The 23617-nt window shown below is 71.4% G+C and carries 28 protein-coding genes and 2 pseudogenes; 15 read left to right on the top strand and 15 right to left on the bottom strand.

Going from position 1 to position 23617, the window contains the following annotated elements:
• Nucleotides 1-8 precede the first annotated feature (8 nt).
• Nucleotides 9-407 carry a hypothetical protein gene (locus P2424_RS20980; protein WP_276477299.1) on the bottom strand — a complete coding sequence of 133 codons (399 nt, stop codon included), beginning with the start codon at nt 405-407 and terminating at the stop codon, nt 9-11.
• 913 nt (nt 408-1320) lie between these two features.
• Between P2424_RS20980 and P2424_RS20975 the strand changes: the two are divergent.
• A pseudogene (locus P2424_RS20975) lies at nt 1321-1755 on the top strand (protein-tyrosine phosphatase family protein).
• Between the two features lie 6 nt (nt 1756-1761).
• Here P2424_RS20975 and P2424_RS20970 read toward each other — a convergent pair.
• From P2424_RS20970 to P2424_RS20960, 3 genes are all read right to left on the bottom strand, one after another.
• On the bottom strand, nt 1762-2646 hold the full coding sequence (locus P2424_RS20970; RefSeq protein WP_276477298.1) for a Mut7-C RNAse domain-containing protein: 885 nt from the start codon (nt 2644-2646) through the stop codon (nt 1762-1764).
• A 25-nt stretch (nt 2647-2671) separates the two neighbouring features.
• Entirely contained in the window at nt 2672-2974 is a 303-nt protein-coding gene (locus tag P2424_RS20965) for an acylphosphatase (protein WP_276477297.1), read from the bottom strand.
• A gap of 175 nt (nt 2975-3149) precedes the next feature.
• The gene (locus P2424_RS20960; RefSeq protein WP_276477296.1) at nt 3150-3635 is read right to left on the bottom strand and encodes a MarR family winged helix-turn-helix transcriptional regulator; all 486 of its coding nucleotides are present in this window, start codon (nt 3633-3635) and stop codon (nt 3150-3152) included.
• Nucleotides 3636-3745: 110 nt separating this feature from the next.
• Between P2424_RS20960 and P2424_RS20955 the strand changes: the two genes are divergently transcribed.
• The 3 genes from P2424_RS20955 to P2424_RS20945 all read left to right on the top strand — a co-directional run bounded on the left by P2424_RS20955 (nt 3746) and on the right by P2424_RS20945 (nt 6428).
• Nucleotides 3746-5227: an MFS transporter gene (locus P2424_RS20955; RefSeq protein WP_276477295.1), complete on the top strand. Its 1482-nt coding sequence runs from the start codon at nt 3746-3748 to the stop codon at nt 5225-5227.
• Between the two features lie 38 nt (nt 5228-5265).
• Complete coding sequence (locus P2424_RS20950) at nt 5266-5724, top strand: TIGR03618 family F420-dependent PPOX class oxidoreductase (protein ID WP_276477294.1); 459 nt, start codon at nt 5266-5268, stop codon at nt 5722-5724.
• 89 nt (nt 5725-5813) lie between these two features.
• A complete protein-coding gene (locus P2424_RS20945; protein ID WP_276477293.1) occupies nt 5814-6428 on the top strand; it encodes a dihydrofolate reductase family protein in 615 nt (204 codons plus the stop codon).
• A gap of 19 nt (nt 6429-6447) precedes the next feature.
• Here the strand turns inward: P2424_RS20945 and P2424_RS20940 are convergent, their stop codons facing one another.
• Nucleotides 6448-6792, bottom strand: a complete 345-nt coding sequence (locus P2424_RS20940; protein ID WP_276477292.1) for a MerR family transcriptional regulator — start codon at nt 6790-6792, stop codon at nt 6448-6450.
• Nucleotides 6793-6903: 111 nt separating this feature from the next.
• Here P2424_RS20940 and P2424_RS20935 point away from each other — a divergent pair, with 111 nt between their 5' ends.
• A complete protein-coding gene (locus P2424_RS20935) occupies nt 6904-7701 on the top strand; it encodes an aminotransferase class IV family protein (RefSeq protein ID WP_276479054.1) in 798 nt (265 codons plus the stop codon).
• 279 nt (nt 7702-7980) lie between these two features.
• Complete coding sequence (locus tag P2424_RS20930) at nt 7981-8484, top strand: SRPBCC family protein (RefSeq protein ID WP_276477291.1); 504 nt, start codon at nt 7981-7983, stop codon at nt 8482-8484.
• Between the two features lie 70 nt (nt 8485-8554).
• Here P2424_RS20930 and P2424_RS20925 read toward each other — a convergent pair whose 3' ends face one another.
• Nucleotides 8555-9109 (bottom strand): GNAT family N-acetyltransferase, encoded by a 555-nt coding sequence (locus tag P2424_RS20925; protein ID WP_276477290.1) that lies wholly within the window; start codon nt 9107-9109, stop codon nt 8555-8557.
• Nucleotides 9110-9710: 601 nt separating this feature from the next.
• On the opposite strand from P2424_RS20925, the gene P2424_RS20920 reads away from it, so the two are divergent.
• Nucleotides 9711-10043: a hypothetical protein gene (locus P2424_RS20920; protein ID WP_276477289.1), complete on the top strand. Its 333-nt coding sequence runs from the start codon at nt 9711-9713 to the stop codon at nt 10041-10043.
• 13 nt (nt 10044-10056) lie between these two features.
• Here the strand turns inward: P2424_RS20920 and P2424_RS20915 are convergent, their stop codons facing one another.
• The 4 genes and pseudogenes from P2424_RS20915 to P2424_RS20900 form a co-directional block, all read right to left on the bottom strand.
• Nucleotides 10057-10623, bottom strand: coding sequence for a YciI family protein (locus tag P2424_RS20915; protein WP_276477288.1), 567 nt, complete (start codon nt 10621-10623; stop codon nt 10057-10059).
• A gap of 151 nt (nt 10624-10774) precedes the next feature.
• Nucleotides 10775-11190: pseudogene (locus tag P2424_RS20910) on the bottom strand (transposase family protein); the annotation flags it as partial.
• A gap of 168 nt (nt 11191-11358) precedes the next feature.
• A complete protein-coding gene (locus tag P2424_RS20905; RefSeq protein WP_276477286.1) occupies nt 11359-11745 on the bottom strand; it encodes a hypothetical protein in 387 nt (128 codons plus the stop codon).
• A gap of 122 nt (nt 11746-11867) precedes the next feature.
• Nucleotides 11868-12251, bottom strand: coding sequence for a hypothetical protein (locus P2424_RS20900; protein WP_276477285.1), 384 nt, complete (start codon nt 12249-12251; stop codon nt 11868-11870).
• A 549-nt stretch (nt 12252-12800) separates the two neighbouring features.
• Between P2424_RS20900 and P2424_RS20895 the strand changes: the two genes are divergently transcribed.
• Nucleotides 12801-13184: a hypothetical protein gene (locus P2424_RS20895; RefSeq protein WP_276477284.1), complete on the top strand. Its 384-nt coding sequence runs from the start codon at nt 12801-12803 to the stop codon at nt 13182-13184.
• Nucleotides 13185-13460: 276 nt separating this feature from the next.
• On the opposite strand, the gene P2424_RS20890 is transcribed toward P2424_RS20895, so the two are convergent.
• From P2424_RS20890 to P2424_RS20880, 3 genes are read right to left on the bottom strand one after another with little or no spacing between them, the layout of a single operon-like run.
• The gene (locus tag P2424_RS20890) at nt 13461-13679 is read right to left on the bottom strand and encodes a DUF397 domain-containing protein (RefSeq protein WP_276477283.1); all 219 of its coding nucleotides are present in this window, start codon (nt 13677-13679) and stop codon (nt 13461-13463) included.
• Between the two features lie 28 nt (nt 13680-13707).
• The gene (locus P2424_RS20885) at nt 13708-13929 is read right to left on the bottom strand and encodes a DUF397 domain-containing protein (protein ID WP_276477282.1); all 222 of its coding nucleotides are present in this window, start codon (nt 13927-13929) and stop codon (nt 13708-13710) included.
• Nucleotides 13880-14764, bottom strand: a complete 885-nt coding sequence (locus tag P2424_RS20880; protein ID WP_276477281.1) for a helix-turn-helix transcriptional regulator — start codon at nt 14762-14764, stop codon at nt 13880-13882. Before P2424_RS20880 ends, P2424_RS20885 begins: the two co-directional genes overlap by 50 nt.
• Nucleotides 14765-14945: 181 nt before the next feature.
• Between P2424_RS20880 and P2424_RS20875 the strand changes: the two genes are divergently transcribed.
• The 5 genes from P2424_RS20875 to P2424_RS20855 all read left to right on the top strand — a co-directional run bounded on the left by P2424_RS20875 (nt 14946) and on the right by P2424_RS20855 (nt 18884).
• The gene (locus P2424_RS20875) at nt 14946-15188 is read left to right on the top strand and encodes a hypothetical protein (RefSeq protein ID WP_276477280.1); all 243 of its coding nucleotides are present in this window, start codon (nt 14946-14948) and stop codon (nt 15186-15188) included.
• Nucleotides 15185-15628, top strand: coding sequence for an ATP-binding protein (locus P2424_RS20870; protein ID WP_276477279.1), 444 nt, complete (start codon nt 15185-15187; stop codon nt 15626-15628). The genes P2424_RS20875 and P2424_RS20870 overlap by 4 nt, the downstream gene beginning before the upstream one ends.
• 33 nt (nt 15629-15661) lie before the next feature.
• On the top strand, nt 15662-16264 hold the full coding sequence (locus P2424_RS20865; protein WP_276477278.1) for a TetR/AcrR family transcriptional regulator: 603 nt from the start codon (nt 15662-15664) through the stop codon (nt 16262-16264).
• Nucleotides 16261-17694 (top strand): MFS transporter, encoded by a 1434-nt coding sequence (locus P2424_RS20860; RefSeq protein WP_276477277.1) that lies wholly within the window; start codon nt 16261-16263, stop codon nt 17692-17694. The genes P2424_RS20865 and P2424_RS20860 overlap by 4 nt, the downstream gene beginning before the upstream one ends.
• A 71-nt stretch (nt 17695-17765) precedes the next feature.
• A complete protein-coding gene (locus P2424_RS20855; protein WP_276477276.1) occupies nt 17766-18884 on the top strand; it encodes a metallophosphoesterase in 1119 nt (372 codons plus the stop codon).
• A gap of 43 nt (nt 18885-18927) precedes the next feature.
• On the opposite strand, the gene P2424_RS20850 is transcribed toward P2424_RS20855, so the two are convergent.
• Nucleotides 18928-19530 (bottom strand): isochorismatase family protein, encoded by a 603-nt coding sequence (locus P2424_RS20850; RefSeq protein ID WP_276477275.1) that lies wholly within the window; start codon nt 19528-19530, stop codon nt 18928-18930.
• 131 nt (nt 19531-19661) lie between these two features.
• The gene (locus tag P2424_RS20845) at nt 19662-20645 is read right to left on the bottom strand and encodes a GlxA family transcriptional regulator (RefSeq protein WP_276477274.1); all 984 of its coding nucleotides are present in this window, start codon (nt 20643-20645) and stop codon (nt 19662-19664) included.
• 266 nt (nt 20646-20911) lie between these two features.
• Here P2424_RS20845 and murJ point away from each other — a divergent pair, with 266 nt between their 5' ends.
• On the top strand, nt 20912-22591 hold the full coding sequence (murJ, locus tag P2424_RS20840; RefSeq protein ID WP_276477273.1) for a murein biosynthesis integral membrane protein MurJ: 1680 nt from the start codon (nt 20912-20914) through the stop codon (nt 22589-22591).
• 59 nt (nt 22592-22650) lie between these two features.
• Nucleotides 22651-23616, top strand: coding sequence for a carbohydrate kinase (locus tag P2424_RS20835; RefSeq protein ID WP_276477272.1), 966 nt, complete (start codon nt 22651-22653; stop codon nt 23614-23616).
• Nucleotide 23617: the final 1 nt, after the last annotated feature.

Here is a 23617-nt window from a genome sequence, read left to right as displayed (position 1 = left end):
GTGTGGTCCTACTTGCCGTCCGCATCCCGGTCACCGCGCTCACGGACAGCCTTGGTGAACATCCCCTTGATCAAGTCCTCGTTCTCGACATGCCCGTCCTTCATGTCGTCAAGCGCCTCATGAATACTCACCAGCCCGAGCACCAGCACCCCCGCCGCCTCCTCGAGAGACCGCTGGTAGGACTTGTAGTCCTTGGCGAAGTTCTCACCCGTAGGGTCATCGCCCCACGGCTCCCCCAGACCGTCCAGCGTGGTGATCAGCGTCGTCAGCGCCCTGCTCAACTTCTTGCTCTGCTTGCCGAAGACCGGAGCAGCCAGCTTCAACTCCGGCACCTCGATCCCCAGCACCTCCCCACCCTTGGTCGCCCCCGCCCCGTAATCCGAACTCGTGGCGTGATTCAACTGCATCCGCGCAAGCTCATCACCGTGCGACAAGGCAACCTCCTGCATAGCTGGTCGAGACAGCCGACCGCGTGGTCAGCCGCGGACGAAAGACTGGAACTCCTGGACGGTCAATTCCTGCCGGAAGGACTGACTACCTGTCGGAAGGGTGTCATCGACCGTCGGGGTGCGCAGAGTCGGTAAAGGGCATGTCCCATACCGGGGTGTGCCGTCTGCGCGTAGGCACCTTCGCCACCGTGGAAGGAGGCGTGCTCATAACCGATGTTGCAGTCAGCGTCTCTCGCCTCGGCCCGGCGGTCTCCTGAGCCGTCCTCGCGACGTACGTGCAGGTTCGCGGGTCCGCATCGCCCTCGCCGGAGTCGACCGCGAGGGACTCGGCGGCGGGGGAGGCCGATGTGGCCAACGAGGCGTGACAGAAGCTCCGCTTGCTCACCGAGTTCAACTCCAGAATGACCAACTGGCGGCGCGGCACGGTCGGTTCAGATCGCACTCGAGCCCCCCCCGCACGCCGAAACATACTCGATTGTAATCATGCCATCACTCAGACAGCTGGATGAATGTCCATTGGCAGGGCGCGGGCCGCTGCGGTACGCCTCTCCTGGAGTGGGTGCAGGCGTTCGAGTCGGTGGCGGACAGGGGGTGCGAGCTGGGCGAGCGTTATGACGGCATGATTCGCCAACTTGTGCTTGGTTTCCCGTACTCACTCGAGAGGTGCTGATCGTCGCGTCCGGAGCTCTGCGTGCGAGGAGCTGTATGTCGGAGCCGAGCCGGTGTGTCAACCAGGTGGCCCCGTAGAAGCCGAGACGCCCAACTTCTCGCCGATCAGGGGGCATGACCATGCCGGACCCTGCGGACTCCGCGTCCGTGGTGCCGGCAGCCGCCTAGCTTCGTGCTGTGTCCGCCACTTGGGACCCGTGCTGTGTCCGCCACTTGGGACCCCGGTGCTCCGGGGGTCTGCGTCTGCCGTCCAGGAGGCTCGTCCGCGGCCGGGGGCTGCGTCATGCCCTGCCGTCCGGCGATGGAGCCGGAGTTCGGCCTCTATCTGCTGGGGCGGCCTCCGGATCCGGCGGGCTGGGAGTCCCGCTGGCTGCGGTGGCCCGGCTTCCGGTTGCCGAGTGACCGCGCCGAGGCCCGGTCCGCGCTGCGCCAGGTGTGGGAGCGGGCGGCGGACGAACGGGTGGAGGTCGTCTGCGGTGGCGGGGTGGGCCGCACCGGTACGGTCCTCGCCTGCCTGGCCGTGCTCGACGGGGTGCCGGCCGACCGGGCTGTCGGCTACGTCAGGGAGCACTACGCGCGCCGCGCGGTCGAGACCCCGTGGCAGCGCCGGTATGTGCGGCGGTGCTGGCGGACGTAGCGAGCCTCACCCGGCGTCGTCGCCGGAGGTGCTGCCGCCGGACCCGCTGCCGGACGCGCCGCGGGGCGCGGACCCGTCGCCGGACGCCGGCCCGCCGCCGGACGCGCGCCGGGCGGCGGCGACGCGGGCCGCGAGCCGGGGGTGGTGGGCGCCGGGCCAGTAGAGGTGTCCGCAGGCGGTGCAGCGGGTGAACGTGTCGTAGGTGCGCCGGGTGCCGGGCGGGAGCTGCTCGGCGACCTCCTCCTTGGGGACGGACGCGAGCGTCCCGTTGCACGCCGGGCAGCGGGTCCACGGGTCCAGGGGCGGGGCGAAGCGGTCCAGGACGTCGGTGAGCTGCTCGTCGGGGCGGCTCCCGCGCACATAGGCGCCCAGCCACAGTGCTCGTCGGAGCAGCAGGCCGCGGTCCTGGGTCAGCAGGATGCGACGCTCTGCCGCGGCCTGCTCCACCAGTTCCGGGTCGGCCGCGTCGTTGCGGCAGGCGGTGTCCACGCCCAGCAGCCGCAGCCGTCGGGCCAGCGCTCCCAGGTGCACGTCGAGCACGAACCGGGGCGGCATGGGTGCCGTAGGCGGCAGCGGCTGCGGGCGGGGCACGGGGAACAGTTCGATACGGGCGCCGTCCGGCGGGCGGTACGCGGCGGGAACAGGCTCGCCGTCGGCCCGCAGCCGCGACACTTCCGTCAGCGGTACGCCGAGCGACTGCACCACGTGGCCCAGCGAGGCGGCACCGTCGTAGGGGCAGGGCATGCCGTCCGGGTCCCGGGCCGGGCCGCGCCGCCGCGCGGGGAGGAAGTGGCGCAACTCCTCGGGTACCAGGATGCGGAGCCGGGCCGCGGAGGCCGGCGGCCGCGCCGGGGTGGTCACCGGGTCCCGCCCCGGGGTGGGGGCGGTCACGGGCCCAGGTCCGGTGTCAGGGCGGTCACCGGTCCTCCTCCGGTGCGGGCGCGGTGGTGCGTACCTGGAAGGCGGTGTGTCCCTGCGGTTCCTGTTCGGTGATCCACACGTCGTCGACGAACGCGGCCGGTGGTCCTTCGCGGGCCCACTCCACCAGGGCGTCGACGTCTTCCGGCGCACCCTCGAAGACGGCTTCGACACCGCCGTCCGGCAGGTTGCGCACCCATCCGCGTACTCCTTGCGCGGCGGCCGTCCGGCGGCAGGTGTCCCGGAAGTAGACGCCCTGCACCTGCCCCGTCACGACGACCCGCCGGGATCGCACAGCCATCGGTTCACTCCAGCCCTCGGGTGGTGGCCCGGCCATGGTCGCGCGAACCCCGCCCGGGGGCATCCCGGCTTCACGCGTCTCTCATGGACGCGGTGCTCCGGGCCGGACGCGGTTGTTCCGGGCGTTCTGCGGCCGCTCGGCGCCGGGTTCGCAGCCCCGCCCGCGCACGAGAGGGTCAGCCGCTGTGCTGCCGGGCCCGGCGGGCGGGCGCGGGGGAGGGGGTGCTCAGGTGGCCGGTGGCCAGGTGCTCCAGGAGCCGTAGGAACGTCTCCCGGTCGCCGTCCGGCAGCGCGTCGAGCGCTTGTCCGTGCACGGAGTCCACGATCCGCTGGCTGCGTTCGGCCGTCCGGGCGCCCTTCTCGGTGACGGCGATGATCCGTGCTCGGCGGTCGGTGCTGGAGGGGCGGCGCTCGGCGAGTCCGGCCTTCTCCAGCGCGTCGACGGTGACCACCATCGTGGTCTTGTCCATGTCGCCGATCCCGGCCAGCTCGCTCTGGGTGCGCTCGCTCTCCAGCGCGTGCACCAGTACGCAGTGCATGCGCGCCGTCAGCCCGATTTCCGCGAGCGCCGCCGCCATCCGGGTGCGCAGCACATGACTGGTGTGGTCCAGCAGGTAGGAGAGGTCCGGCTGGGTGCGGGCCGGTGGCGTCATGGCGGTCATGGGGTCAGCCTACCGGGAGGATCGTCCCCAAGAATATCGTCTGCAACAAAACTATCTGCTACGGTCATGTCTCGTTCCGCTCCCTCCGCCGTGCGAACCGAGAGGCCGCCATGTCCGCATCCCCCTCACCCTCCGCAGCCAGAGGCCCCCGCGGCCTCGCACTCGGCGTCATCGCCGCCGGCACCTTGATGATCATCCTGGACGGTTCCATCGTCACCGTGGCGCTCCCGGCCATCCAACGGGACCTCGACTTCGCCGCCTCGGAGCTGAGCTGGGTCGTCAACGCCTACCTCGTCGCCTTCGGCAGCCTGCTGCTGCTCGCCGGCCGGCTCGGCGATCTCCTCGGCCGCAAACGGATGTTCCTCGCCGGGACCGGCGTCTTCACCGCCGCCTCGCTGCTGGCCGGACTCGCCACCACCCCCGCCCTCCTGCTGGCCGCCCGCTTCCTGCAGGGCGTCGGCAGCGCCATGGCGACCGCCGTCGGGCTCGGCATCCTCGTCACGCTCTATCCCGGAAGCAAGGAACGAGCGGGGGCCATAGCCGTCTTCAGCTTCACCGGCGCCGCCGGGGCCTCCATCGGCCAGGTCCTCGGCGGCGTCCTGACCGACCTGCTCGACTGGCACTGGATCTTCTTCATCAATCTGCCCATCGGCGCCCTCGTGTTCGCGCTCGCCCTCCCCTCGCTCCCGTCGGACGCCGGGATCGGGCTGCGGGCCGGCGCCGACGGCTGGGGCGCGCTCCTGATCACCTCGGGGCTGATGGCGGGCATCTACGGAGTCGTCAATGCCACCGGCCACGGGTGGGGTTCGCCGCACACCCTGGTGCCCGCACTCGCGGGCGCCGTCCTGCTCGCGGGCTTCGCGCGGCGCCAGGTGCGGGCCCGCACCCCGCTGATGCCGCCACGCGTGCTGCGTTCGCGCAGCGTGGCCGTGGCGAACCTCGTGCAGATGCTGATGGTCGCGGCCCTCTTCTCCTTCCAGCTCCTGCTCGCCCTCTACCTGCAGAACGTCCTCGACTACAGCGCCGCCCGCACCGGCGTCGCCATGCTGCCCGCCGCCGTGATCATCGGGGCGGTCTCGCTGGGCGCCTCCGCCCGGCTGATCGCGCGGTACGGCGAACGCGCCGTGCTGCTGACCGGGATCGCGCTCCTGATCGGCGTGCTGGGACTGCTCGTCCGGCTGCCGGTGCACGCGCACTACGCCACCGACCTGCTGCCCGTGATGCTGCTCGCGGCGGGCTTCGGCCTGGCCCTGCCCGCCCTCACCTCGCTGGGTATGAGCGGCGCCGACCAGAGCGACGCCGGGCTGGCCTCCGGGCTGTTCAACACCACCCAGCAGATCGGCATGGCGCTGGGCGTCGCCGCCCTCTCCACCCTGGCGGCCGCCCGCACCGACAGCCTCACCGCCGCCGGCGGCAGCCGCGCCGCCGCACTGACCGGCGGCTACCACGCGGCGTTCGCCACCGGCACCGGGCTGCTCGTCCTGGCCTTCGTCCTCGCGTTCGCGGCACTCCGCAAGCCCGGATCCGAAGGCGGCACTCCCGTGGCACCGGCCCCGGACCCGGTCGCCGCCGCTGAGCAACCCGCGAACTGACAGCCGACCTCCCGTCCCACCACCCCGAAGGAACCGCCATGCCCGGCCCCGCCCCCCGCCCGCTCACCGACTCCGAGCTCGACCAGCTCCTCTCCGAGCAGCAGTTCGGCACGCTGGCCAGCGTCCGCAGCAGCGGCCACCCGCACCTGACCACGGTGCTGTACCGCTGGGACGCGGCGGCACGCGTCCTGCGGATCTCCACCACCCGCGACCGCCTCAAGCCCCGGCACTTCCGCGCCGACCCGCACGCGGCCCTGCACGTGAGCCGCGACGTGTGGACCTTCGCGGTCGCCGAGGGCGAGGCCGAGGTCTCCGAGCCCACCGCCGATCCCGGCGACGCCGTCGGCCGTGAGCTCGCCGCCATGGCCTCGGGCTTCGCCACCCCGGAGGACGAGGAGAGGTTCCTGGCCGAAGCCGTACAGGAACGGCGTGTCGTCATCCGCCTCCGGGTGTCCCGGCTCTACGGCACCGCGCTCGATGTCGAGGGCGCCGGCTGACCCGCACCGGGACACGGCGGCCGGGAACGGCTGCGGATTTCTTCCGGGCTGAGCGATGAGTTCCGGCGACGGAGCCGGTCCGCCTCTGTATGACACGCATCATCGCCGACATCTCGGTCTCTCTGGACGGCTTCGTCACCGGCCCGGACCCCGGCCCCGAAAACGGGCTGGGCACCGGTGGCGAGGCCCTGCACACCTGGGCGTTCTCCGACGACCCCGACGACCGCCGGATCCTGCGCGAGGCGACCGCCCGCTCGGGTGCCGTGGTCCTCGGCCGCCGGCTCTTCGACGTGGTCGACGGGCCCCACGGCTGGGACGACCGGAGCGGCTACGGCGCCGGCGAGGTCGGCAAGCCCGCGTTCTTCGTCGTCACGAGCACGCCGCCGGAGTCGGTGCGGCTCACCGACCTCGACTGGACCTTCGTCACCACCGGCCTGTCCGACGCGGTCTCCGCCGCGCGCGCTCGCGCCGAGGAGGCGTCGTCGCGCAGCGGCAGGGAGCTGGACACATTCCTGATGGGCGGCGGCGCACTGGTCGGCTCGGCGCTCGACGCCGGGCTGGTCGACGTGCTGCAACTGCACCTCGCACCCGTCGTGCTGGGCTCCGGGACGCCGCTGTTCACCGGCGGGACGCCGCGCACGCTGGTGCAGCGCGCCGTGACGGCGACCTCGACCGCCACGCATCTGATCTACGACGTCCGCTGACGGCTCCCTGCCTCGCGCCTCAGGACGGGTCCAGGAGCCCGGCGAGCGCGCCGCGGCTGCGCTGCAGCGCGTCGATCCGCTCGTCCATCTCGGCCAGCTCGCCATTGAGAATGTCCCGCAGCTCCGCGCACCACCGGATTTCCGGCCTCTCGCCCCGGGCGCACGGCAGCACCGAACGGATCACTTCCGTGGACAGACCCGCGCGCAACAGGGCGCGGGTCTGTGCGACGGTGACCACGGCTTCCTCCCCGAAGTCGCGGTAGCCGTTCGGCCCGCGCCCGGCCACCAGCAGCCCCTGCGCCTCGTAGTAGCGCAGCATCCGGGAGCTGACTCCGGTGCGCTCCGACAACTCGCCGATCAGCATGTGCCCGTCCCCTGTCCGACCGTGTTGACCTTCACACCGGTGTCAGACCTTAACGTCCGGATTATGAGCCACCATTCCGAACCCGTCCTGGAACCGTCCCGCAAAGCAGACATGTACGCAGTGCACCGGGACGGCCGCCCGGCCACACCCGAGGAACTGGCCCCGCTCGCATTCGCGGGATACGCGCACTTCACCGCGATGCAGGTGCGCGGCGGCCGGGTGCGAGGACTCGACCTGCACCTGGAGCGGCTGCGGAACGCCTCCGTGGCGCTGTACGGCACGGCGCCGTCCCAGGACCGCCTGCGGGCGCACCTGCGGGCGGCGCTGAAGGCCGGTCCCGCCGATGTCTCCCTCACCGCCGTGGTCTACTCCGCGGCCCCCGAATTCACCTCCGGACAGGCGGACGCGGAGCTGTCCGTCCTGGTACGCACCGCACCCGCCGCCTACGGCCCGGAAGGCCCGCTGAGCCTGGGAACGGTCGAGTACGAACGTCCCCTCGCGTCCGTGAAGCACGTCGGCGAGGTGGCCAAGACCCACTTCCTGCGCCAGGCCGGGGCCCAGGGGTTCGACGACGCCGCCTTCGTCGACCGGCGCGGCCGGCTCAGCGAGGCGACGATCTGGAACCTGGCCTTCTGGGACGGCGAGACCGTGCTCTGGCCCGACGCCGACGTGCTGGCCGGGACCATGATGGGCACCGTCCGCCGACAGCTCGACCGGCTCGGCATCCCGCAGCACGAGCGTGAGATCACCCCGGCCGACCTGCCCGCTCTGCGCGGAGCGGTCGTGCTGAACTCCTGGACCCCGGGCATCCCGGTGCACCGCATCGGCTCCGTACCGCTGCCGGCCGCGCCCGGCTTCCTGGAACTGCTGCACCGTGCACATGAAGCGGAGCCGCCTACGTCACCCTGAGTGGCCGCCGCGGCGGAGGCGGTGGACGACGCGTGCCGCCGACCTCACGGCACCCGGATGCCACGTTCGACGCGACTGTTCCGACGGCATCGCACAGGGTCTTCGGTAGTTGCCCCGGATACCGGCCGCCCGGTCGGCGGCACTGCGCGTCGGCACTGCGGAGTGCATGGGTACCGCTTCTGCCCCTGCGAGGAGGGAGTCCATGCCGGACGTGACCGACGGCGGTATCCGGGAAACCGCCCCGCCTGCGGCGAAGCTGTCCTGAGGAGCCTGGTCGGAGTGTCGCGGAACCGCCGCCTGATCATGAGTCCACCGCCCGAGGTCTGGAGCCTGCTGTCCGACGGCAGCCGGTACGGGGAGTGGGTCACCGGAACCCAGCGCGTCCTCGACGCGGACCCGCACTGGCCGGAGGTCGGCGCCCGGCTCCGGGTGCGCGTCGGCATCGGTGCCCTGACCCTCGACGACACCTCTGTCGTCCGGATCTGCGAACCCGAGCGCCGCCTGGAACTGGAAGCCAAGGCCGACCCCTTCGGCGCGGCCCGCATCGCCATGGAGCTGATCCCCTGGGGCGAGCACACCCTCGTCGTCCTGGAATGGCATCCGCTCCGCGGTCCGGGTACGCGGATGCACGGTCTTCCCGTCGACTACGTCGTCGCAGTCCGCAACGGCATGATGCTGACCAAACTGGCCCGCATCGCCGCACGCGAACACATGCGCGGCATCGGACGCACCCCACCGGAAGGCCCCGAGCCGCAACCGCGGCCCTCCTCCGCGCCCTCCTGACGGTGACCTGCCGGGGAGGTTCGTCCGGCGATCCGGCGCGGCCGGGACGACGGCCCGCCGCAGCAGCCGATCACCCCGCGTCCCCCGAGTGGCCGCCGCGGCGGAGGCGGTACACGACACTGTGCCGCAGCGGGCCGGGCGGCACGGTGGGATCCTCGAAGTCGTCGGCCGGGTCGTGGGTCATACCCAGCCGGCGCATCACCGCCTGGGAGCGCACATTGCCGACGGGAGTGATCGCCACGATCTCCGGAAGGCCCAGCGACGCGAATCCGAACTCCACCGCCGCGCGGCCCGCCTCCGTCGCGAAGCCGTGCCCCCACGCGGAGCGGGCCAGCCGCCAGCCGACCTCCACCCCCTCGACCGGCAGCTCCTCCTCCACCGGGTCCAGCCCGGCGAAGCCGATGAACTCCCCGCTCGCGCGCACTTCGACCGCCCACCAGCCCCAGCCCCGCGCCTCCAGATCCGCCTGGAAGCGGGCCACCGACGCATCGCTCTGCGCCCGGTCGAGCACCCCGGGGAAGTGCTCCCGCACCTGCGGGTCGGCGTTCATCGCGGCCCAGGGAGCCAGGTCGCTCTCCCGCCACGCGCGGAGCAGCAGGCGTTCGGTCAGCAGCTCGGTCGTCACGCCGCCAAGTTAGCGGTCCGGGTGCGGGGCGGCGAGAGCATTTCGCCCCGGCGAGGCGGTCGCGGACCGCCCTGCGGGCCCGGGTGCGGGATGCGCGGCGCACGGCCGCCCGGTCCGCGCCGCTGCCCTCGGACGTCGCCTCCCGACGCCGGGGTGTACCGGCGTGCGCATGAGGCTGCGAGCAGCGCGGACGGGAACCTCCCCCCGTCCGCCGTGGACCGGGCGGCCGACCGAGAAGGCCGGGGGTCACCCGGCGTGAGATCTCGCGCACACCGAAGGTAGGACGGACCGCACCCCCGGGACTATGTACAGATGTCACACCTCCGGAGCCCATGGGTGTGACAGATGCTCAAGACCGCTGCTGTTACGGGCTCAGGTGATTGCACAGCTCAACCGTGTCGGCCGGGAACCGGATGCGCCGACCGTCACTCCACCGGCCGTCTCGGTGTGCCGGGCACGTGGAGCCAGGCCCTGCCGGGCGCCTTCCGACTGCACAACTCGCCCTCGCCCCGCGGCGCGTGGTCCGCGGGAAACGGCCTCTCGCCGCGCGGCCCTCGCCGCCTGTGCGGCCCCCGCACCGGACCGGTTCGTCTCGGCGACCGTGTGGTCCTTCCCGCTGGGGCAGCACGAGGGCGTCGCGATGATCCGCGACCGCCTCCTGCCGGCCCTCAGGGAGTCCGAGCCCGCGCCGCTCGCCTTCCTGATCACGGAGCAAGCCCCCAACACCTTCCCCGGACTGCCGGTCCGCGTCGGCGAGAACGGCGCCGTGCTCCTCTTCTCGTACCCTGACGAGAGCGCGCACCGTCGGCACCTGGACGAGGCAGCCGCCCGTTCCCACGTGCGGGACGCCATCCTGCCGGGACTCGCCCGTCTGCAGACAGCGGCACCCCGGAGACTCCGGCTGGCGCCCACCGGCCGCTCGCTCCTCACCTGACGCCCCCCCGCCCTCATCGCCGTCCGCCGAACTCCCAGTCGTGGACCTCGATGCCGGTGTACTGCTCCGCGGCGAGGGTGGCGCGCGCCGCGTCCGCGTCCGGCGCCCGCACCAGGGCCGCCGTACCGAGCCAGGCGGTGCCGTCGTCCGAGAGCAGCGCTCCGAATGCGATCAGCTCGTCCTCACCGGGCGGGACGGTCGGGCCGGTGGGCTGTGCGCCGTGCTCCGCCCGCGCCGGCCCCAGGCCGAGCACCAGATACCGGTCGCCGCCGGTACGGCCACCGGGGAACTCCCACATCGTGCGTCCGAGCAGATTGCGCCACCGGAAGAGCAGCACGTCCCGGTAGATCCCCGCCTGATGGTTGGGCTCCTCGAACGCGAACGCCCGGGCCGCCGCCGGGTCCGGCAGGTCGACGGCATGCACACTGCCGGTGGGTGTCTCGCCGTCGGCGGCGAGGGTCGGGCCACGTGCGATCAAGCCCTCTGCGTATCCGTCCATGTAGGACCAGTGCTCCTCCAGCAACTGGTACCGCAGTGCGGCCGAGCCGGGACGATCGCGGTGGTAGCAGAAAGACTCCATGCCGAAGAGTGCACCAGTGGGCGGAGATTCGGCCAGGTCGGACCATTGAGGAGTGCGCATCGTGAAGACTGCCCGTCAGGTGGGCTGGTGTGCGTAGGTGTCGGGACGCTCGGCCAGGTCCGGGCCGGTAGTCCAGCGACAAGATCGTCCGTCATCGGGCAATTTCCTTGTTCGTGAGGACCAGCAGGGCCCGCACCAGCGCGGTCGCCCACGTCGGATCCGTGCGCACCTTGCCCAGGACGCGCCAGTTCTTCAGGTGGGCGAAGCCGTGCTCGACCGGGACGCGCACTGCGGCCAGTGCCTTGTTGGACAGCTTCTGGCCACGGGTCGGCGACAGGTTCCGGGCGGCCTTGTAGCCGGTGATCACCGCCGGGTCGGCGTCCGGGCCGCTGTCGTCGAGGCCGACGAATCCCAGGTCAGCGATGGCTCCGAGGCTGGCCGCGCGGAGATGGGCGGTGAATTGTCGTGACGGTAGGCGGTGATCTCCGAGGTCCGCCCGGGCCGGGCCGCGGAGACCCACAGTAGTCGGCCCCGGTCGTCGGTGAGCGCGATCACCAGCAGGCCATGGTGATTTGTGCTTGCCGGAGTAGTTCACGATGCGCACTGCTCAATGTGGCAGGCATCGGCATACGCGGTCGCGTGCTTCTTGTCGGTCCGGCTCGGGTGCACGGACGCGGGAGCGCGCCGACATTCCCTGCGAAGGGAGAGACCTGTCCGCAGGGCCTCGTGCCGCCCCTACTCAAAGGCCCGTCGGAGCTTGGCACGAAAGAAGCAGAACAACAGGATGCCCTCGACGGCAACGACGACACCCGTGCTCCAGTGCGCGGTTCCGTCAGGCACCAGGCCAGGCGTGTTGCTGAAGGTCTCCATCAGCAGGGCGAGGCCCAGCCAGGCGTACATGAAGCTCGCCGCGATACCCCAACTGTGGGCCACTTGAGCGTCCTGCCGGCGAGCTGTGAATCCCCATGCGGCAAAGACTCCACACATCATGCCCGGCAAGGCCAACAGTGGCGTGTACGTGCCGTGTTGACCTCCAGTCAGCGCCTCCAAAGCCGAGAAGGAAATCACGTACAGCATGCCCCAGCCGAACAGCCAGACCGTCAGAATGTTGAGCAGGATCACTCCGCGCCCGATGGCTTTACAGAGCTTCCAAAAACCACTTTCGATGTGGTTGTGTTGATCACCAGTTCCAAGGTGAACGCCGTACGCCCGAGACCTGTAGAAGACAACTCTCACGACGGACCTCAGGACCGAAAGGTGTTGTGCTGGTCACCCGTTCCCGTGTGCAGGCCGTTGACCGTGCTGTTGTGAAATAGGTTCTTGGCTCCGGACTGGTTTCGGTTGGCGGCTCCCGGGAAGAGTTTCTCCACGTCGGCTACAGCCTGAGGGTGGGCGGTCAGCAACTGCTCGAAGCGGTCACGCCAGGCACTTTCGACTGTTTGCCTGTCTGTGGGATGCTGCCGGAGCCATTCCACGGAACCGTCGAGTTGTTCCTCGATGCCACTCTGTGCGTCCGCTTCGCCCCGTTTGAACAAGGCCACGACTCGGCCTCGCAAGGCGTCCCAACCGTCGGAAACCATGACACCGACTAGGGTCGTCGAAGCGACAGTGATCAGCTCAGGGTCCACAGGGTCCTCCGTTGCTTGTGTCACCACATTCTATGTGATTACTAACTGTCTGTCAGGAAGTTGAGGCCACCACTAGGCTGCGGCCAGCCTTCCTGCAAGCCGCGAACACCTCCTCGTTTCACCCGTGTCCGCTGCCTGGGCGGGGGCGGGGAACCAGCAACACCAGGTCCCACTCAAAATCATGAGGCTCGCCCCCGCCACTCGATCAGCCCTGAGTCGCCGTCCATCAGCATCTCCGCAGCGTCGAGCCAAGCGGTGGCGGCCGTGCGGACCGGTCGTGCACGGCTTCGCGCACCGATGACCTTCGACGAAGTCCTCCGCCCGTGACCAGCCTGAGCATCCCGAACCCCACGCACGCCAGGCACGTGACCAGCAACTTCACGATGCACAGTGCTCATTGCTTCCGAGGCGAGCAGGCGTCAACGAGCAAGCGTTGGCGAAGATTGATGAAGCGTCAGCTCAGTGCGAGGTGTTGATTCCGTCCCGACCCCGGTGACAGGGTTCTTGCGTCTTGTACACCGTACAATCACGCAGACAGGAGTTTCTGTCATGAGAACCAGAACTCTCGGGTTCGCCGGCAAGTCCTGCGCCGCCATCGCCTTCGCCTTCGCGGCCACGCTGCTGATGCCGACCACACCGGCCGCCGCCTCGGACTGGGATCGGAGCTGCTACCACATCTCAGCCCCGTACAAGGGCATCAGCGAGGTCATCGGTGCGGCCAGCAAGGCCCGCAGCAGCTGCAATGACGCCACGATCTCCCTGCAGCGCCACCGCTGGTACGGCTGGGAGGAGATGGACTGGGTCCGCCTCGAGAGCGACTCCGAAATCGCTTGGTGGACCTGCACGGGTTCCGGCACCTACACCTACAAGACGCAAGTTGCTGTCGGTTCCCTCGGCGTCTACGAGAGCGCCGAGCGCCGCATCACCTGCTGAGGCCGGTCCGGCGGGGCCGGGTGGGCCGGTGAGAGGCCCGCCGGCGTTGCGTGCGCCATTCCGCTGCCCGGTACCACCACCCGGCCCACCGAAAGTGGCGCCCTCGAACGCCGGCGCTGGACGTCGCCATCGCGGCGTCGTACCAGCGTCACCGGCTGGGGTGAACTGCCACGGCCGTAGGAGAACAGCCCGCCCCACCTCGCCCCCCCCCGCCGCGCTGTGTGCAGATGTCACTCGCCCGTCGAGGGGCCCTCGTGCAGAAGGGGCATTCGCTGATCAGCCCTCGAAGCCCCCACGGCAGACCGTCGCCACGAAGCACCCCCACTGCGGCGCGGGAAAAGTCAGCACCTGGCCTCGGGGCCCCGCCTTGGTGTCCCGCACCGTGACGACTCCACCCTGTGCCGGAACTGCGACCTCGACGCAGTCGCCGCCGTCGCCGTTGCTGTAGCTACTCTTGCGCCACTGCGTGGAGTTGGGGTGGGGCTGCACGGTCATCTCCGGCGCTCCTCTGACTGCGGGAAGGTCAGGCGTTTCTGTGCCCGTTGTGCAGTGTGGTGACGAAGCGGGCCCACTGGGTTGCGGGGAACACGAGGACGGGATCAGTGGGCGCTCTCTTGGTGTCGCGCACCGGGACGATGTCTGACGCGGCGAGTGTGCCGATCTCGACGCAACTGCCCCCGTCGCCGTTGCTGTAACTACTCTTCCGCCAGCGGAAAGCGCTCAGGTCGAACTCTCGGCTCGCCATTCCGGTACTCCTCTGCCGCTGCCTCGATCATGGCCAGGGACGCCTGTGGCGACAGTGCGGCGGCCCTCAACCGATCGTATGCCTTACGGTACGGCCTCACGAGTGCCGGATCGTCGATGGCTTCTCCGCTGTACATCGACTCCGTGTAGACCATGGGCGGAGCGTCAGGGAATGTCATGATAGTGGCCATGCCCATCATGAACGGATGGGCTCCGGCACTCCACGGTAGGATCTGTGGAACGACGCGCCTCCTGCGGACCAGCCTCACAACGCTGTCAAGCTGTTCGGCCATAGCCCTGGGCGGGAGGATGGGGTGCCGCAGCAGATATTCGTGTAGTACGGCCCAGAATTCAGGACGCTCGCGTTCTCTTTCGAAGAGCTCGGCACGGGTGAGCCGAGCCTGAACTTTGGCGTCGACCACATCTGGCTCTGCCAGCGGATGAGCCGCTTCAACGACCGCTCGCGCGTATGTCTCGTTCTGCAACAGGCCTGGCAAGAGCATAGGACTCCACTCTTCGATGGAGTCGGCGCGCTCTTCAGCCTCCAAAGCCTTCTCGAAGTACGGGGCGTGCCCCCTCAATCGCGCGTTCCGCACATCCTCGCAGCGGCGGCTGAAGAAGCCGTCGGTCTTCAGTACCTTGTCCACGTGTGCGGCGAGGTCCGGCGGCATGCGCCGCTCGCCGCGTTCGATCTCGCTCAGGTGGCCGTGGCCGTAGAAGCTGCCCTCCACCAGTTGGGGTTGGGTCAGTCCGGCCTGCTCGCGCTTCCAGCGGAGCTCCTTGCCGTAGAAGGTGGGCACGCCCGCCGAGCCGTCGATGTCCTTGGGTCCTGGCACGGTTCACCGCCGAGAGAGTGCTGGCTGTTTTCGCTCGCTGGGGAGCCATTCCCGGGGGGTCCGCAATTGGTCGTAGCTGATGGGCAGTTCGCTTGCGGAAGCCCGATCGGCCGCAACGTTACCCGCCCTCCGGCCATTGTGTGGGGTGTCAGTCACACACTGCTCAAGGAAGGTGCGACACATGAACGAGTGTGCGTACGGGCGATCGAAAAACGGCGACGAAGGTGAGGAATGCATCGCGGAACTGGGCGCGGCGCTGCGTGCGCACGGGCTCACGCTCCCGTCCCTCGGTGTCGATCCCGTGACGTACGCCGGAAGGCAGCCTCGCCCGCTCGTCTCGCTCGGTAACTGCAACGTGGAGACCGCCCGCGCTCTCGCGGCGGTGCTGCGTGCCGCGGCGGGGGAGAGGCAGGCGGGAGGGTGAGGACCCAGACGTGGCGGATCGCCGAGGCGCCGCAGCGTCCGGCGCTCTCGCTCGCGCTGCTGGCGCGGGCCGCGGACGTCGGCGCGGTGCGCCACCAGGTGGCGGGGCACTGTGCGCGGTGGGGTGCTCAAAGGGCGGCCGAGGCGGTGGCGCTCTGCGTCAGTGAACTGCTCACCAACGTGGTCGTGCATGTGGGGGAGGGGGTTCCGGTGACCGTGCGGGTCTCGTGGTGCGGCGGTGAGCGGGTGCGGCTCGCGGTGACCGATCCGGACCCGCGGCCGCTCCCGCTGCTGCTCGCCGCCGCGCCGGAGGCCGAGTCCGGCAGAGGGGTCGCGCTGGTCGACTCGCTGGCGCTGCGCTGGGGCGTGGAGCAGGGCGCGTACGCGAAGACGGTGTGGTGTGAGCTGGCCTGCGGGAACGAGGACCGGCAGCCGGTGTAGACACTGTCTACGCACGCCTGGTAGACAGTGTCTATGGATGAACCGAACACGGATGCCGGGCTGCGCGGGCGGCTGGTCAGCGCAGGGGTCGAACTGGTCGCGGCGGAGGGGGCCCGGGGAGTCTCGCTCCGGGAGATCGCCCGGCATGCGGGGGTCTCCCACGGGGCGCCCCGCCGGTACTTCCCGACGTACCTCGCACTGCTCTCGGCCATCGCCCGGGAGGGGTTCGGCCAACTGGCGGCCGAGGCGGGGGAGGTGCTGGCCGGCCGGCCGCAGGAGGGCCCGCGTGCCCAGCTCGCCGCGCTGGCCCGCAGCTATCTGGCCTTCGCCCGGGACCACCGGGGCATGTACGAGCTGATGTTCCGGCACGACCTGCTGGAGAGCGGAGAGCTGGGGCTGCGAGAGGTGAGCCTGCCGCTCTTCGAGGTGCTGGTGGATCTCGTCGCGCGTGCGGGCCGGGAGGGCGGAGCCGGGCCAGGGGGCGACCCGCGGGCCCGGGCCGGAGCGCTGTGGGCGAACCTGCACGGGATCGCCCAACTGAGCGCCTGGCGCAGCCTCCCGCTCGCCACCGCGGCCGGGCAGGACGAGGTGCTGGAGGCGACCCTGGACGCCCATCTCGCCCCGGTGGGCGGGTGAGTGCGCCGCCGGAGCGCCGGGTGCGGGCGCTGACCTTCCTCGGCAGCGTCACGGGGGCGGCGGTGGTGGCGCTGGACGGCACGGTCCTCACCGTCGCCCAGCCCCGGCTGCAGCAGGAGTTGGGCGCCACGTTCACACAGGTGCAGTGGACGAGCACCGGATATCTGATCGCCGTCGCGAGTCTGCTGGTCTTCGCCGGCCGGCTCGGCGACCGGTACGGGCACCAGCGGCTGTTCGCGCTGGGCATGCTCGGCTTCGGTGCCGCCTCCGCAGGCATCGGGCTGTGCGGAAGCATCGGCTCGGTCGTCGCGTTGCGCGTCGTCCAGGGCGTCTTCGGCGCACTGCTGCAACCCGCCACGCTCGGCATGCTGCGCGCCGCGTTCCCGCCTGAACGCCTCGCGGCGCCGATCGCGGTCCGCACCAGCGTGATCGGGCTGGCCGCCGCGTGCGGGCCGGTGCTCGGCGGGCTGCTCGTCGCGGGACCGGGGTGGCGTGCGGTGTTCCTGCTCAACGTCCCCGCGGCGGCGGTGGGTCCGCTGGTCCTGCTGGCCGGCCGCCGGGGTCGGCCCGAACCGGCGCCGCGCGGAGCCCTCGACCTGCCGGGCGCCTGCCTGCTGGGCGGTGCGCTGCTGGGCCTGGTGCACACGCTGGTCTTCGTCATCCGGGACGGCTGGACGGTGGTGAACGGGATCCTGGCCGTCGGCGGTGCGGCCGCGGCGGTCGCCTTCGTACGGCACGAACACCATGCCGTCCATCCCCTGATGCCCGTCGGTCTGTTGCGGGCGCCCGGTATCGGCCCCGCGCTGGCACTCCTGGTGGTCTCCTCGGCCGCACTGTTCGGGACGCTGTTCGTCGGGACCTTCTTCCTCCAGGACGTCCTCGGCCTCGACCCCTTCGTCTGCGGACTGCGCACGCTGCCGCTCGCCGCCACGATGGTGCTCGGGGCGCCGCTGTGCGCCGTGCTGCTGCGGCGCTGCGGTCCGCGCCGTACGGCGGGGGCGGGAGCCGCTTCGCTGGCGGCCGGGGTGTGGCTGCTGTCCCGGCTGGACGCGGAGGCGGGGTCCGGTGCGGTCGGCGTCGCGTTCTTCGCGCTGGGTGCGGGTTTCGCCGCGGTGCTGGTGACGGCCACGTCCGTCGTCGTGGGGCGGGCTCCGGCCGAACAGGCCGGGGTGGCGGGCGGGGTGAAGCAGACGGCGATGAACGTCGGGCCGGCGGCGGGAGTGGCGCTGGCGACGACACTGCTGTCCCTCTGGACGCCCGCGCGGTGGTCCGGGGACGGTGCCGGGTTTCTGACGGCGATGGGCCCGACGTTGACCGTGCTGGCGCTCCTGGCCGCCACCGGCCTGCTGCTGGCCGTCCGTCTCGGCCCTGACCGGGAAATTCGTGGTTACCGACGAGTTGACAGTGTTTCTGACCGCGCCCACTCTTAGCTGCGCTGTGTACATGCCACCTTCACCCGTAGGGGGTGGTGTCTGTGCCAGACACACACGAGGAGAGACGCATGGGAACTCTGGGGGCCGGCACCGGCGTCAGCAGGCGGACGGTGCTCGCGGGAGCCGGCGGGGTGGGCGCGGCCGCCGTACTGGGCGGCGCGTCGGTGCCGCAGGCGCTCGCCGCCGGGGCCGACAAGCTGCCGATACCCGACAAGGCCGAACTGACCGTGCTGCTCACCGGCGACGCGGGTACCGGCGAGGACGGCCAGTGGCAGGTCGCCGACGCCGCCCGCACGGTGTGTGCACGCCGCGGAGTGGACCTGGCGATCGGACTCGGCGACAACATCTACGAAAACGGTCCCGAGAGCGACACCGACGACGAGTTCCAGTCCAAGTTCGAACGCCCCAACACGGGCATCGACGTGCCCTGGCTGATGGTGCTCGGCAACCACGACACCAGCGGCATCATCCCCGGCAGCGGCGGGTGGCCCTCGCGCGGCGACCACGAGGTGGCCTACCACGCGCACTCGGCCCGTTGGTACATGCCCAGTCGCTACTACTCGGTCGCCGTGCCCGGCGGTGCCGACGAGCCGGTGGCGGAGTTCTTCGCGATCGACACCACCCCGCTGGCCTCCTACGTGCTGCAGACCGATCCCGAGTACTACTGGAACGGTCCGTTCGCGCGTGAACAGCGCGCCTGGCTACAGCAGTCGCTGGCCGCTTCCCGGGCCCGCTGGAAGTTCGTCTTCGCGCACCACCCGCTGCGCAACAACGGCACGCACCGCAACGCCGGTGAATACGAGGGCATCTCCTGCGGCGACTACCTCAGCGGCAAGCACGTCAAAGAGCTGTACGAGGACGCCGTGGTCGGGAAGGCGGAGTTCCTGCTGGGCGGGCACGACCACACCCTGCAGATCCTGGACACCGCGGCCCGGTACCAGGGCACCCAGCAGATCGTCTGCGGGGCCGCCGCCAAGACCAAGGGCAGGGCGGACGAGCCGAGCAACAGGGCGTTCTGGGAGGCGTACGACACCCTCGGCTTCATGCTGCTGACCGTCAACGCGCAGCAGGTCGTGGTGGACGCCTACACCCTCGAACCGGGTACGGGCGAGCCCGTCCACGCCTACCGGCACACCCGCACCGACCGGTTGCCCGCCGGGGCCGGCCGCGCGGACGCGACCGGCTGACCGCAGACACCGCGGCCGGCTGCTCGGCGACCGGCCGGGAACGTCACCGCAGCAGGTGCTCCACCGTGGGAGCCACGGTTCCGAAGAGGTCGGCGACGATGGTCAGGCTCGCCGTCTGCAACGCTGCGGCGGGCAGGGTGCTGCCGTCGGGTGCGGACAGCGGGCGGGTCGCGGTCGCCTCGGCGACGACAGTGGGCCGGTAACCGAGGTTGAAGGCGCCCTGCGCGGTGAAGGTGACGCACATGTGGGTCATGAACCCCGCCAGCACCAGGTCGTCACCCGCGCCCAGATCGCGCAGGGTCTGCTGCAGGCCGGTGTCCCGGAACGCGTCGGGGAACTGCTTGACCACGACGGGCTCTTCCCCGGCGGGCGCCACCTCCGGGCTGACGGCACCGATGTCGGCACGGATGTCGTAGGGCGAGCCCTCGCCACCGTCGTTGACGATGTGCACGACCGGCGCACCGGCTTCGCGGGCGGCGGCCAGCAGGCGGGCTCCCGCGGCCAGCGCGGGCTCGGCGCCCTCCAGGGTCATGACGCCGGTGCGGTACGTCTGCTGGAAGTCGATCATGAGGACGGTGGCGTCGCCCAGCCGGGGCAGCGTGTTGTCGAGACCGATGACGTCACGCAGAGTCGTGGACTTATTCATGGGCAGAAGGTTCCTTTCGGGTTGCGTAGGAGCACGTCGGAGCCGGCGCAGCGCGGGCGCGGGCGAGCGGTGCTCAGAAAAGGAGCGGTCAGTGGCGCGGTGGCCAGTGACGTGCAGCCAGGCCCGAGCGGTCAGCTCGTGGTGCGGAAGCGGCGGCGGTAGGCGGCCGGAGTGGTGTTGAGCTGCTTGCGGAAGGCGCGGTGCAGTGTCTCGATCGAACCCAGCCCGGTGGCCGCCGTGATCTGCGCCGGGGACCGGTCGGTCGTCTCCAGCAGCCTGCGCGCCGCCTCGACCCGCGCCGACTCCACGTAGGCCGCCGGACTGCTGCCCGTCTCCTGGCGGAAGACCCGCGCGAAGTGCCGTTCACTCAGGCACATCCGGTCCGCCAGCACCGGCGCGGACAGGTCCTCCGCGAGGTGTTCGGCGATGAACACGCGCAGCTCGTCGATCTCCCGCCGGGCGGTGGCCGGAACGCTCAGCGGCACGCTGAACTGACTCTGGCCGCCCTGCCGACGGAGGTAGACGACCAACTGCCGTGCCACGGCCAGCGCGAGGTCCTCGCCGTGGTCCTCGGCCACCAGCGCCAGTGCCAGATCCATACAGGTACTGATGCCCGCGCCGGTCCACACCCGGCCGGAGCGCACGAAGATCGGGTCGGCGTCGACCCGCACCCGGGGGTGCTCCGCCGCGAGCTGCGCCGCGGTCGACCAGTGTGTGGTCGCCCGCCGTCCGTCGAGCAGTCCCGCCGCCGCGAGCACATGGGCTCCCACGCACACCGAGGCGATCCGCCGTGCGTGCGGCGCGGTGTCCCTGACCCATTCCACGACGCTCTCCTCCACCCGGGCCACCGGCCCGTCCGGGTGCAGGTCCACGGCGCCGGGCACCAGGAGGGTGTCCACCGCGGCTCCGACCTCGGCGAAGGTCAGATCGGCCAGCAGCCGCACCCCGGCGGAGGTGGTGACCGGGTCGGCGTCCGGTCCGGCCAGCCGGACCCGGTAGTCCGCCCGGCCCCCGCTCTCCCGGTTGGCCAGCGCGAAGACCTCGGCCGGGCCGGTGACGTCGAGCAGGTCGACATCCGGGAAGACCGCGATGACGACGCGGTGGGAAGTGGACATGCCCCCATCCTCGGCGCGCGCTCCGATGTCCGCAATGACGGTTCCCTGTCACATCCGGCCATCGCTCGCTCGCCGGGCGCCGCCGGCCGCCAGACCCCCGCCCGACCGCCGACCGCTCGGTATCCGTTCGGCCGCCGGCCGCCCGGCACCGCCGCACCGGGCACGCAGTGCGCGGCCCGTCCCGTCCGAGAGGCGGGAGCGGGGAACCGCCGATGCCCCTCAGCGATGATTCACGGAAGGTGATCAACTGCCCTTAGATTGTCCGGATGGCAGACGGAACGCGGCCGGTGGCCGCTGCGCGGACAGCGCCCGAGTCCCCGACAGCCCCCGGCCGGACGGGACTCGCCCGCTCGTCGCTGCTGATGGCGGCGGGCACCGTCGTCTCGCGGGCCACCGGACTCATCCGGCAGGTGCTTCAGGCGGCGGCGCTCGGCACCGGGCTGCTGGCCAGCACGTACAACACCGCCAACACCGTGCCCACCAGCCTCTACACCCTGCTGATCGGCGGGGCCCTCAACGCCGTACTGGTGCCGCAGCTCGTGCGGGCGCGCGCCACGCACGCCGACGGCGGCAGGGCGTACGAGCAGCGGCTGGTGACCCTCGTCGTCACCGTGCTCGCGCTCGGTACGGCGCTCGCCGTCTGGGCGGCGCCGCAGATCGTGGGCCTCTACATGCGGGACACGCCCGCACAGCACGAGGCGTTCGAGCTGACCGTCGTCTTCGCGCGCTTCCTGCTGCCGCAGATCTTCTTCTACGGGCTGTTCGCCATCCTCGGCCAGGTCCTCAACGCGCGTGAGAAGTTCGGCGCGATGATGTGGACCCCGATCCTGAACAACGTCGTCCTCATCGCCATGTTCGGCGCCTACCTGGGCATGATGACCGTTCCCGACCGGGTCGCCGACATCACCGGCACCCAGGTGCGGCTGCTGGGCCTGGGCACCACCGGCGGCATCGCCCTGCAGGCCCTCGCGCTGGTCCCGTTCGTGCGCGCCGCCGGGTTCCGCTTCCGGCCGCGCTTCGACTGGCGCGGCACCGGGCTGGGCCGCAGCGCGCACGCAGCCAAGTGGACGCTGTTGTTCGTGCTGGCCAACCAGGTCGCGCTCACCGTCGTCACCAACTACGCCAACGCAGCCGACCAGGCGCTCCCCGACGCGGGCGCCGGATACTCCGCCTACACCTACGCGCAGACCATCTGGATGCTGCCGCAGTCCATCGTGACCGTCTCGCTGGTGACCGCGCTGCTGCCCCGGATGAGCCGCGCGGTGGCCGAGGGGCGGCACGCGGACCTGCGGGCCGATCTGACCCGCGGGCTCCGGCTCACCGGCGCCGCCATCGTCCCCACCGCCTTCCTCTTCCTCGCGCTCGGCCCGCAGATCGCCGCGCTGCTGTTCGCACACGGCGCCGCAGACGCCGAATCGGCCCGTCCCCTGGGGCAGATGCTCCAGGCGTTCGGACTCGGCCTGATCCCCTTCTCCGCGCAGTACCTGCTGCTGCGCGGCTTCTACGCCTTCGAGGACACCCGCACCCCGTTCTGGACGGCGGCGTTCATCGCGGCCGTCAACATCGCCCTGGCCACCGGCTGCCACCTGCTGCTGCCGCCCCGCTGGGCGGTGACCGGCATGGCCGCCGGGTACGCACTGGCCTACGCCGCCGGACTGCTGCTCACGCTCCGGCTGCTGCGCCGCAGGCTGTCCGGCCGGCTCGACGCCTCGGGAGGACTGGCTCGGGCCTACGGGAAGGTGGCCCTCGCGTCGGCCCTGGCCGCCGGGCTCGGCTGGGCGGCGGCGGACGCGGTGCGGCGCACCCTCGGCGGGGGCACGCTGCCCGCGGCGCTGTCCCTGGCATCCGGAGTCCTCGCACTGGCCGTCGGCTACCTCGTGCTGGGGCGGCTGCTGGGGGTGCCGGAACTGCGGACCCTGCCGGGCCGCGCCCGGCGCACCCCGTGACCGTACCGTGGTGCCGACAGGGCCGGAGGGCGCCGAGTTGTGAGAACGGAAGGGCCGAGATGACCGCTGAACTTCCCATCGCCGTGCTGGGCGAGTGCGTCGCCGACGCGTTCGTGGCCGAGCCGCGCCGCAGCTCCGGGGACGCCGCCCCGGCGCCGCTCGCGCTGGACGTCTTCCCCGGTGGCGGGCCCGCCAACACGGCGGTGGCATTGGCCCGGTTGGGTACCCCGACCCATTTCCTGGGGCGGCTCTCACACGACGTCTTCGGGCGGCTGTTCGCCTCCCGGCTCGCGGAGTCCGGCGTCGACCTGGGCCACGCGGTACGCGCGGCGCCCGAACCCAGCACCCTGGCCGTGGCGGACCTGGCCGACGACGGCAGCGCCGACTACTCCTTCCACGCACAGCGGACCGCCGACTGGCAGTGGACCGACGCCGAACTCGCCGCCGCCACCGCCGATCCCGTCGGCTGCCTGCACACCGGCTCGCTCGCGCTGGTCCGGCAGCCCGGCGCGGCGGCCGTCGAACGCCTGCTGGCGGGGATACGCGAGCGGGCGACCGTCTCGGTCGACCCCAACGTCCGGCCGCTGCTCGTCGAGCCCGCCGACTACCGGGCGGCGCTGCCCCGCTGGTGCGCGGCGGCCGACATCCTGCGGCTGTCCGACGACGACCTGGCCCACCTGCGCCCCGGCGCCACCCCGGAGGAGGGCGCCGACGCCTTCCACGCGGACGGCGTGCCGCTGGTCGTGGTCACCCTCGGCGCGGAGGGAGTGCTGGCCTCGCTGGACGGAGCCCGGGTCCGCGTCCCGACCGCGCCCACTCCGGTCGTGGACACGGTCGGTGCGGGCGACTCGTTCATGGCGGGCTTCCTGCACGCCCTGCGGACTGCCGGGGCGCTCGGCGGCCGGCTGGACGGCCTCACCCGGCAGCAGGTCACCGAGGCCCTGGAGTTCGGCGTTCGGGTGGCCGCCGCGGTCGTCTCGGTGCGCGGCGCGAATCCGCCGTGGGCGGCGGACCTGGCGGACTGAC

The organism is Streptomyces sp. WMMB303 (genome assembly GCF_029351045.1).
In the GTDB taxonomy this organism is placed as follows: domain Bacteria; phylum Actinomycetota; class Actinomycetes; order Streptomycetales; family Streptomycetaceae; genus Streptomyces.
The sequence above is the reverse complement of the archived record's forward strand: the minus strand, read 5'-3'. Positions and strand labels throughout refer to the sequence as shown.

What these genes read in the sequence shown, in the direction of transcription:
- P2424_RS20965 (WP_276477297.1), bottom strand. Translation starts at nt 2,974, where the DNA reads ATGGCTGTGCGATCCCGGCGGGTCGTCGTGACGGGGCAGGTGCAGGGC.
- P2424_RS20865 (WP_276477278.1), top strand. Translation starts at nt 15,662, where the DNA reads ATGGATGAACCGAACACGGATGCCGGGCTGCGCGGGCGGCTGGTCAGC.
- P2424_RS20960 (WP_276477296.1), bottom strand. Translation starts at nt 3,635, where the DNA reads ATGACCGCCATGACGCCACCGGCCCGCACCCAGCCGGACCTCTCCTAC.
- P2424_RS20855 (WP_276477276.1), top strand. Translation starts at nt 17,766, where the DNA reads ATGGGAACTCTGGGGGCCGGCACCGGCGTCAGCAGGCGGACGGTGCTC.
- P2424_RS20945 (WP_276477293.1), top strand. Translation starts at nt 5,814, where the DNA reads ATGACACGCATCATCGCCGACATCTCGGTCTCTCTGGACGGCTTCGTC.
- P2424_RS20875 (WP_276477280.1), top strand. Translation starts at nt 14,946, where the DNA reads ATGAACGAGTGTGCGTACGGGCGATCGAAAAACGGCGACGAAGGTGAG.
- P2424_RS20940 (WP_276477292.1), bottom strand. Translation starts at nt 6,792, where the DNA reads ATGCTGATCGGCGAGTTGTCGGAGCGCACCGGAGTCAGCTCCCGGATG.
- P2424_RS20885 (WP_276477282.1), bottom strand. Translation starts at nt 13,929, where the DNA reads ATGGCGAGCCGAGAGTTCGACCTGAGCGCTTTCCGCTGGCGGAAGAGT.
- P2424_RS20890 (WP_276477283.1), bottom strand. Translation starts at nt 13,679, where the DNA reads ATGACCGTGCAGCCCCACCCCAACTCCACGCAGTGGCGCAAGAGTAGC.
- P2424_RS20980 (WP_276477299.1), bottom strand. Translation starts at nt 407, where the DNA reads ATGCAGTTGAATCACGCCACGAGTTCGGATTACGGGGCGGGGGCGACC.
- P2424_RS20950 (WP_276477294.1), top strand. Translation starts at nt 5,266, where the DNA reads ATGCCCGGCCCCGCCCCCCGCCCGCTCACCGACTCCGAGCTCGACCAG.
- P2424_RS20955 (WP_276477295.1), top strand. Translation starts at nt 3,746, where the DNA reads ATGTCCGCATCCCCCTCACCCTCCGCAGCCAGAGGCCCCCGCGGCCTC.
- P2424_RS20895 (WP_276477284.1), top strand. Translation starts at nt 12,801, where the DNA reads ATGAGAACCAGAACTCTCGGGTTCGCCGGCAAGTCCTGCGCCGCCATC.
- P2424_RS20845 (WP_276477274.1), bottom strand. Translation starts at nt 20,645, where the DNA reads ATGTCCACTTCCCACCGCGTCGTCATCGCGGTCTTCCCGGATGTCGAC.
- murJ (WP_276477273.1), top strand. Translation starts at nt 20,912, where the DNA reads ATGGCAGACGGAACGCGGCCGGTGGCCGCTGCGCGGACAGCGCCCGAG.
- P2424_RS20935 (WP_276479054.1), top strand. Translation starts at nt 6,904, where the DNA reads ATGTACGCAGTGCACCGGGACGGCCGCCCGGCCACACCCGAGGAACTG.
- P2424_RS20850 (WP_276477275.1), bottom strand. Translation starts at nt 19,530, where the DNA reads ATGAATAAGTCCACGACTCTGCGTGACGTCATCGGTCTCGACAACACG.
- P2424_RS20835 (WP_276477272.1), top strand. Translation starts at nt 22,651, where the DNA reads ATGACCGCTGAACTTCCCATCGCCGTGCTGGGCGAGTGCGTCGCCGAC.
- P2424_RS20915 (WP_276477288.1), bottom strand. Translation starts at nt 10,623, where the DNA reads ATGGAGTCTTTCTGCTACCACCGCGATCGTCCCGGCTCGGCCGCACTG.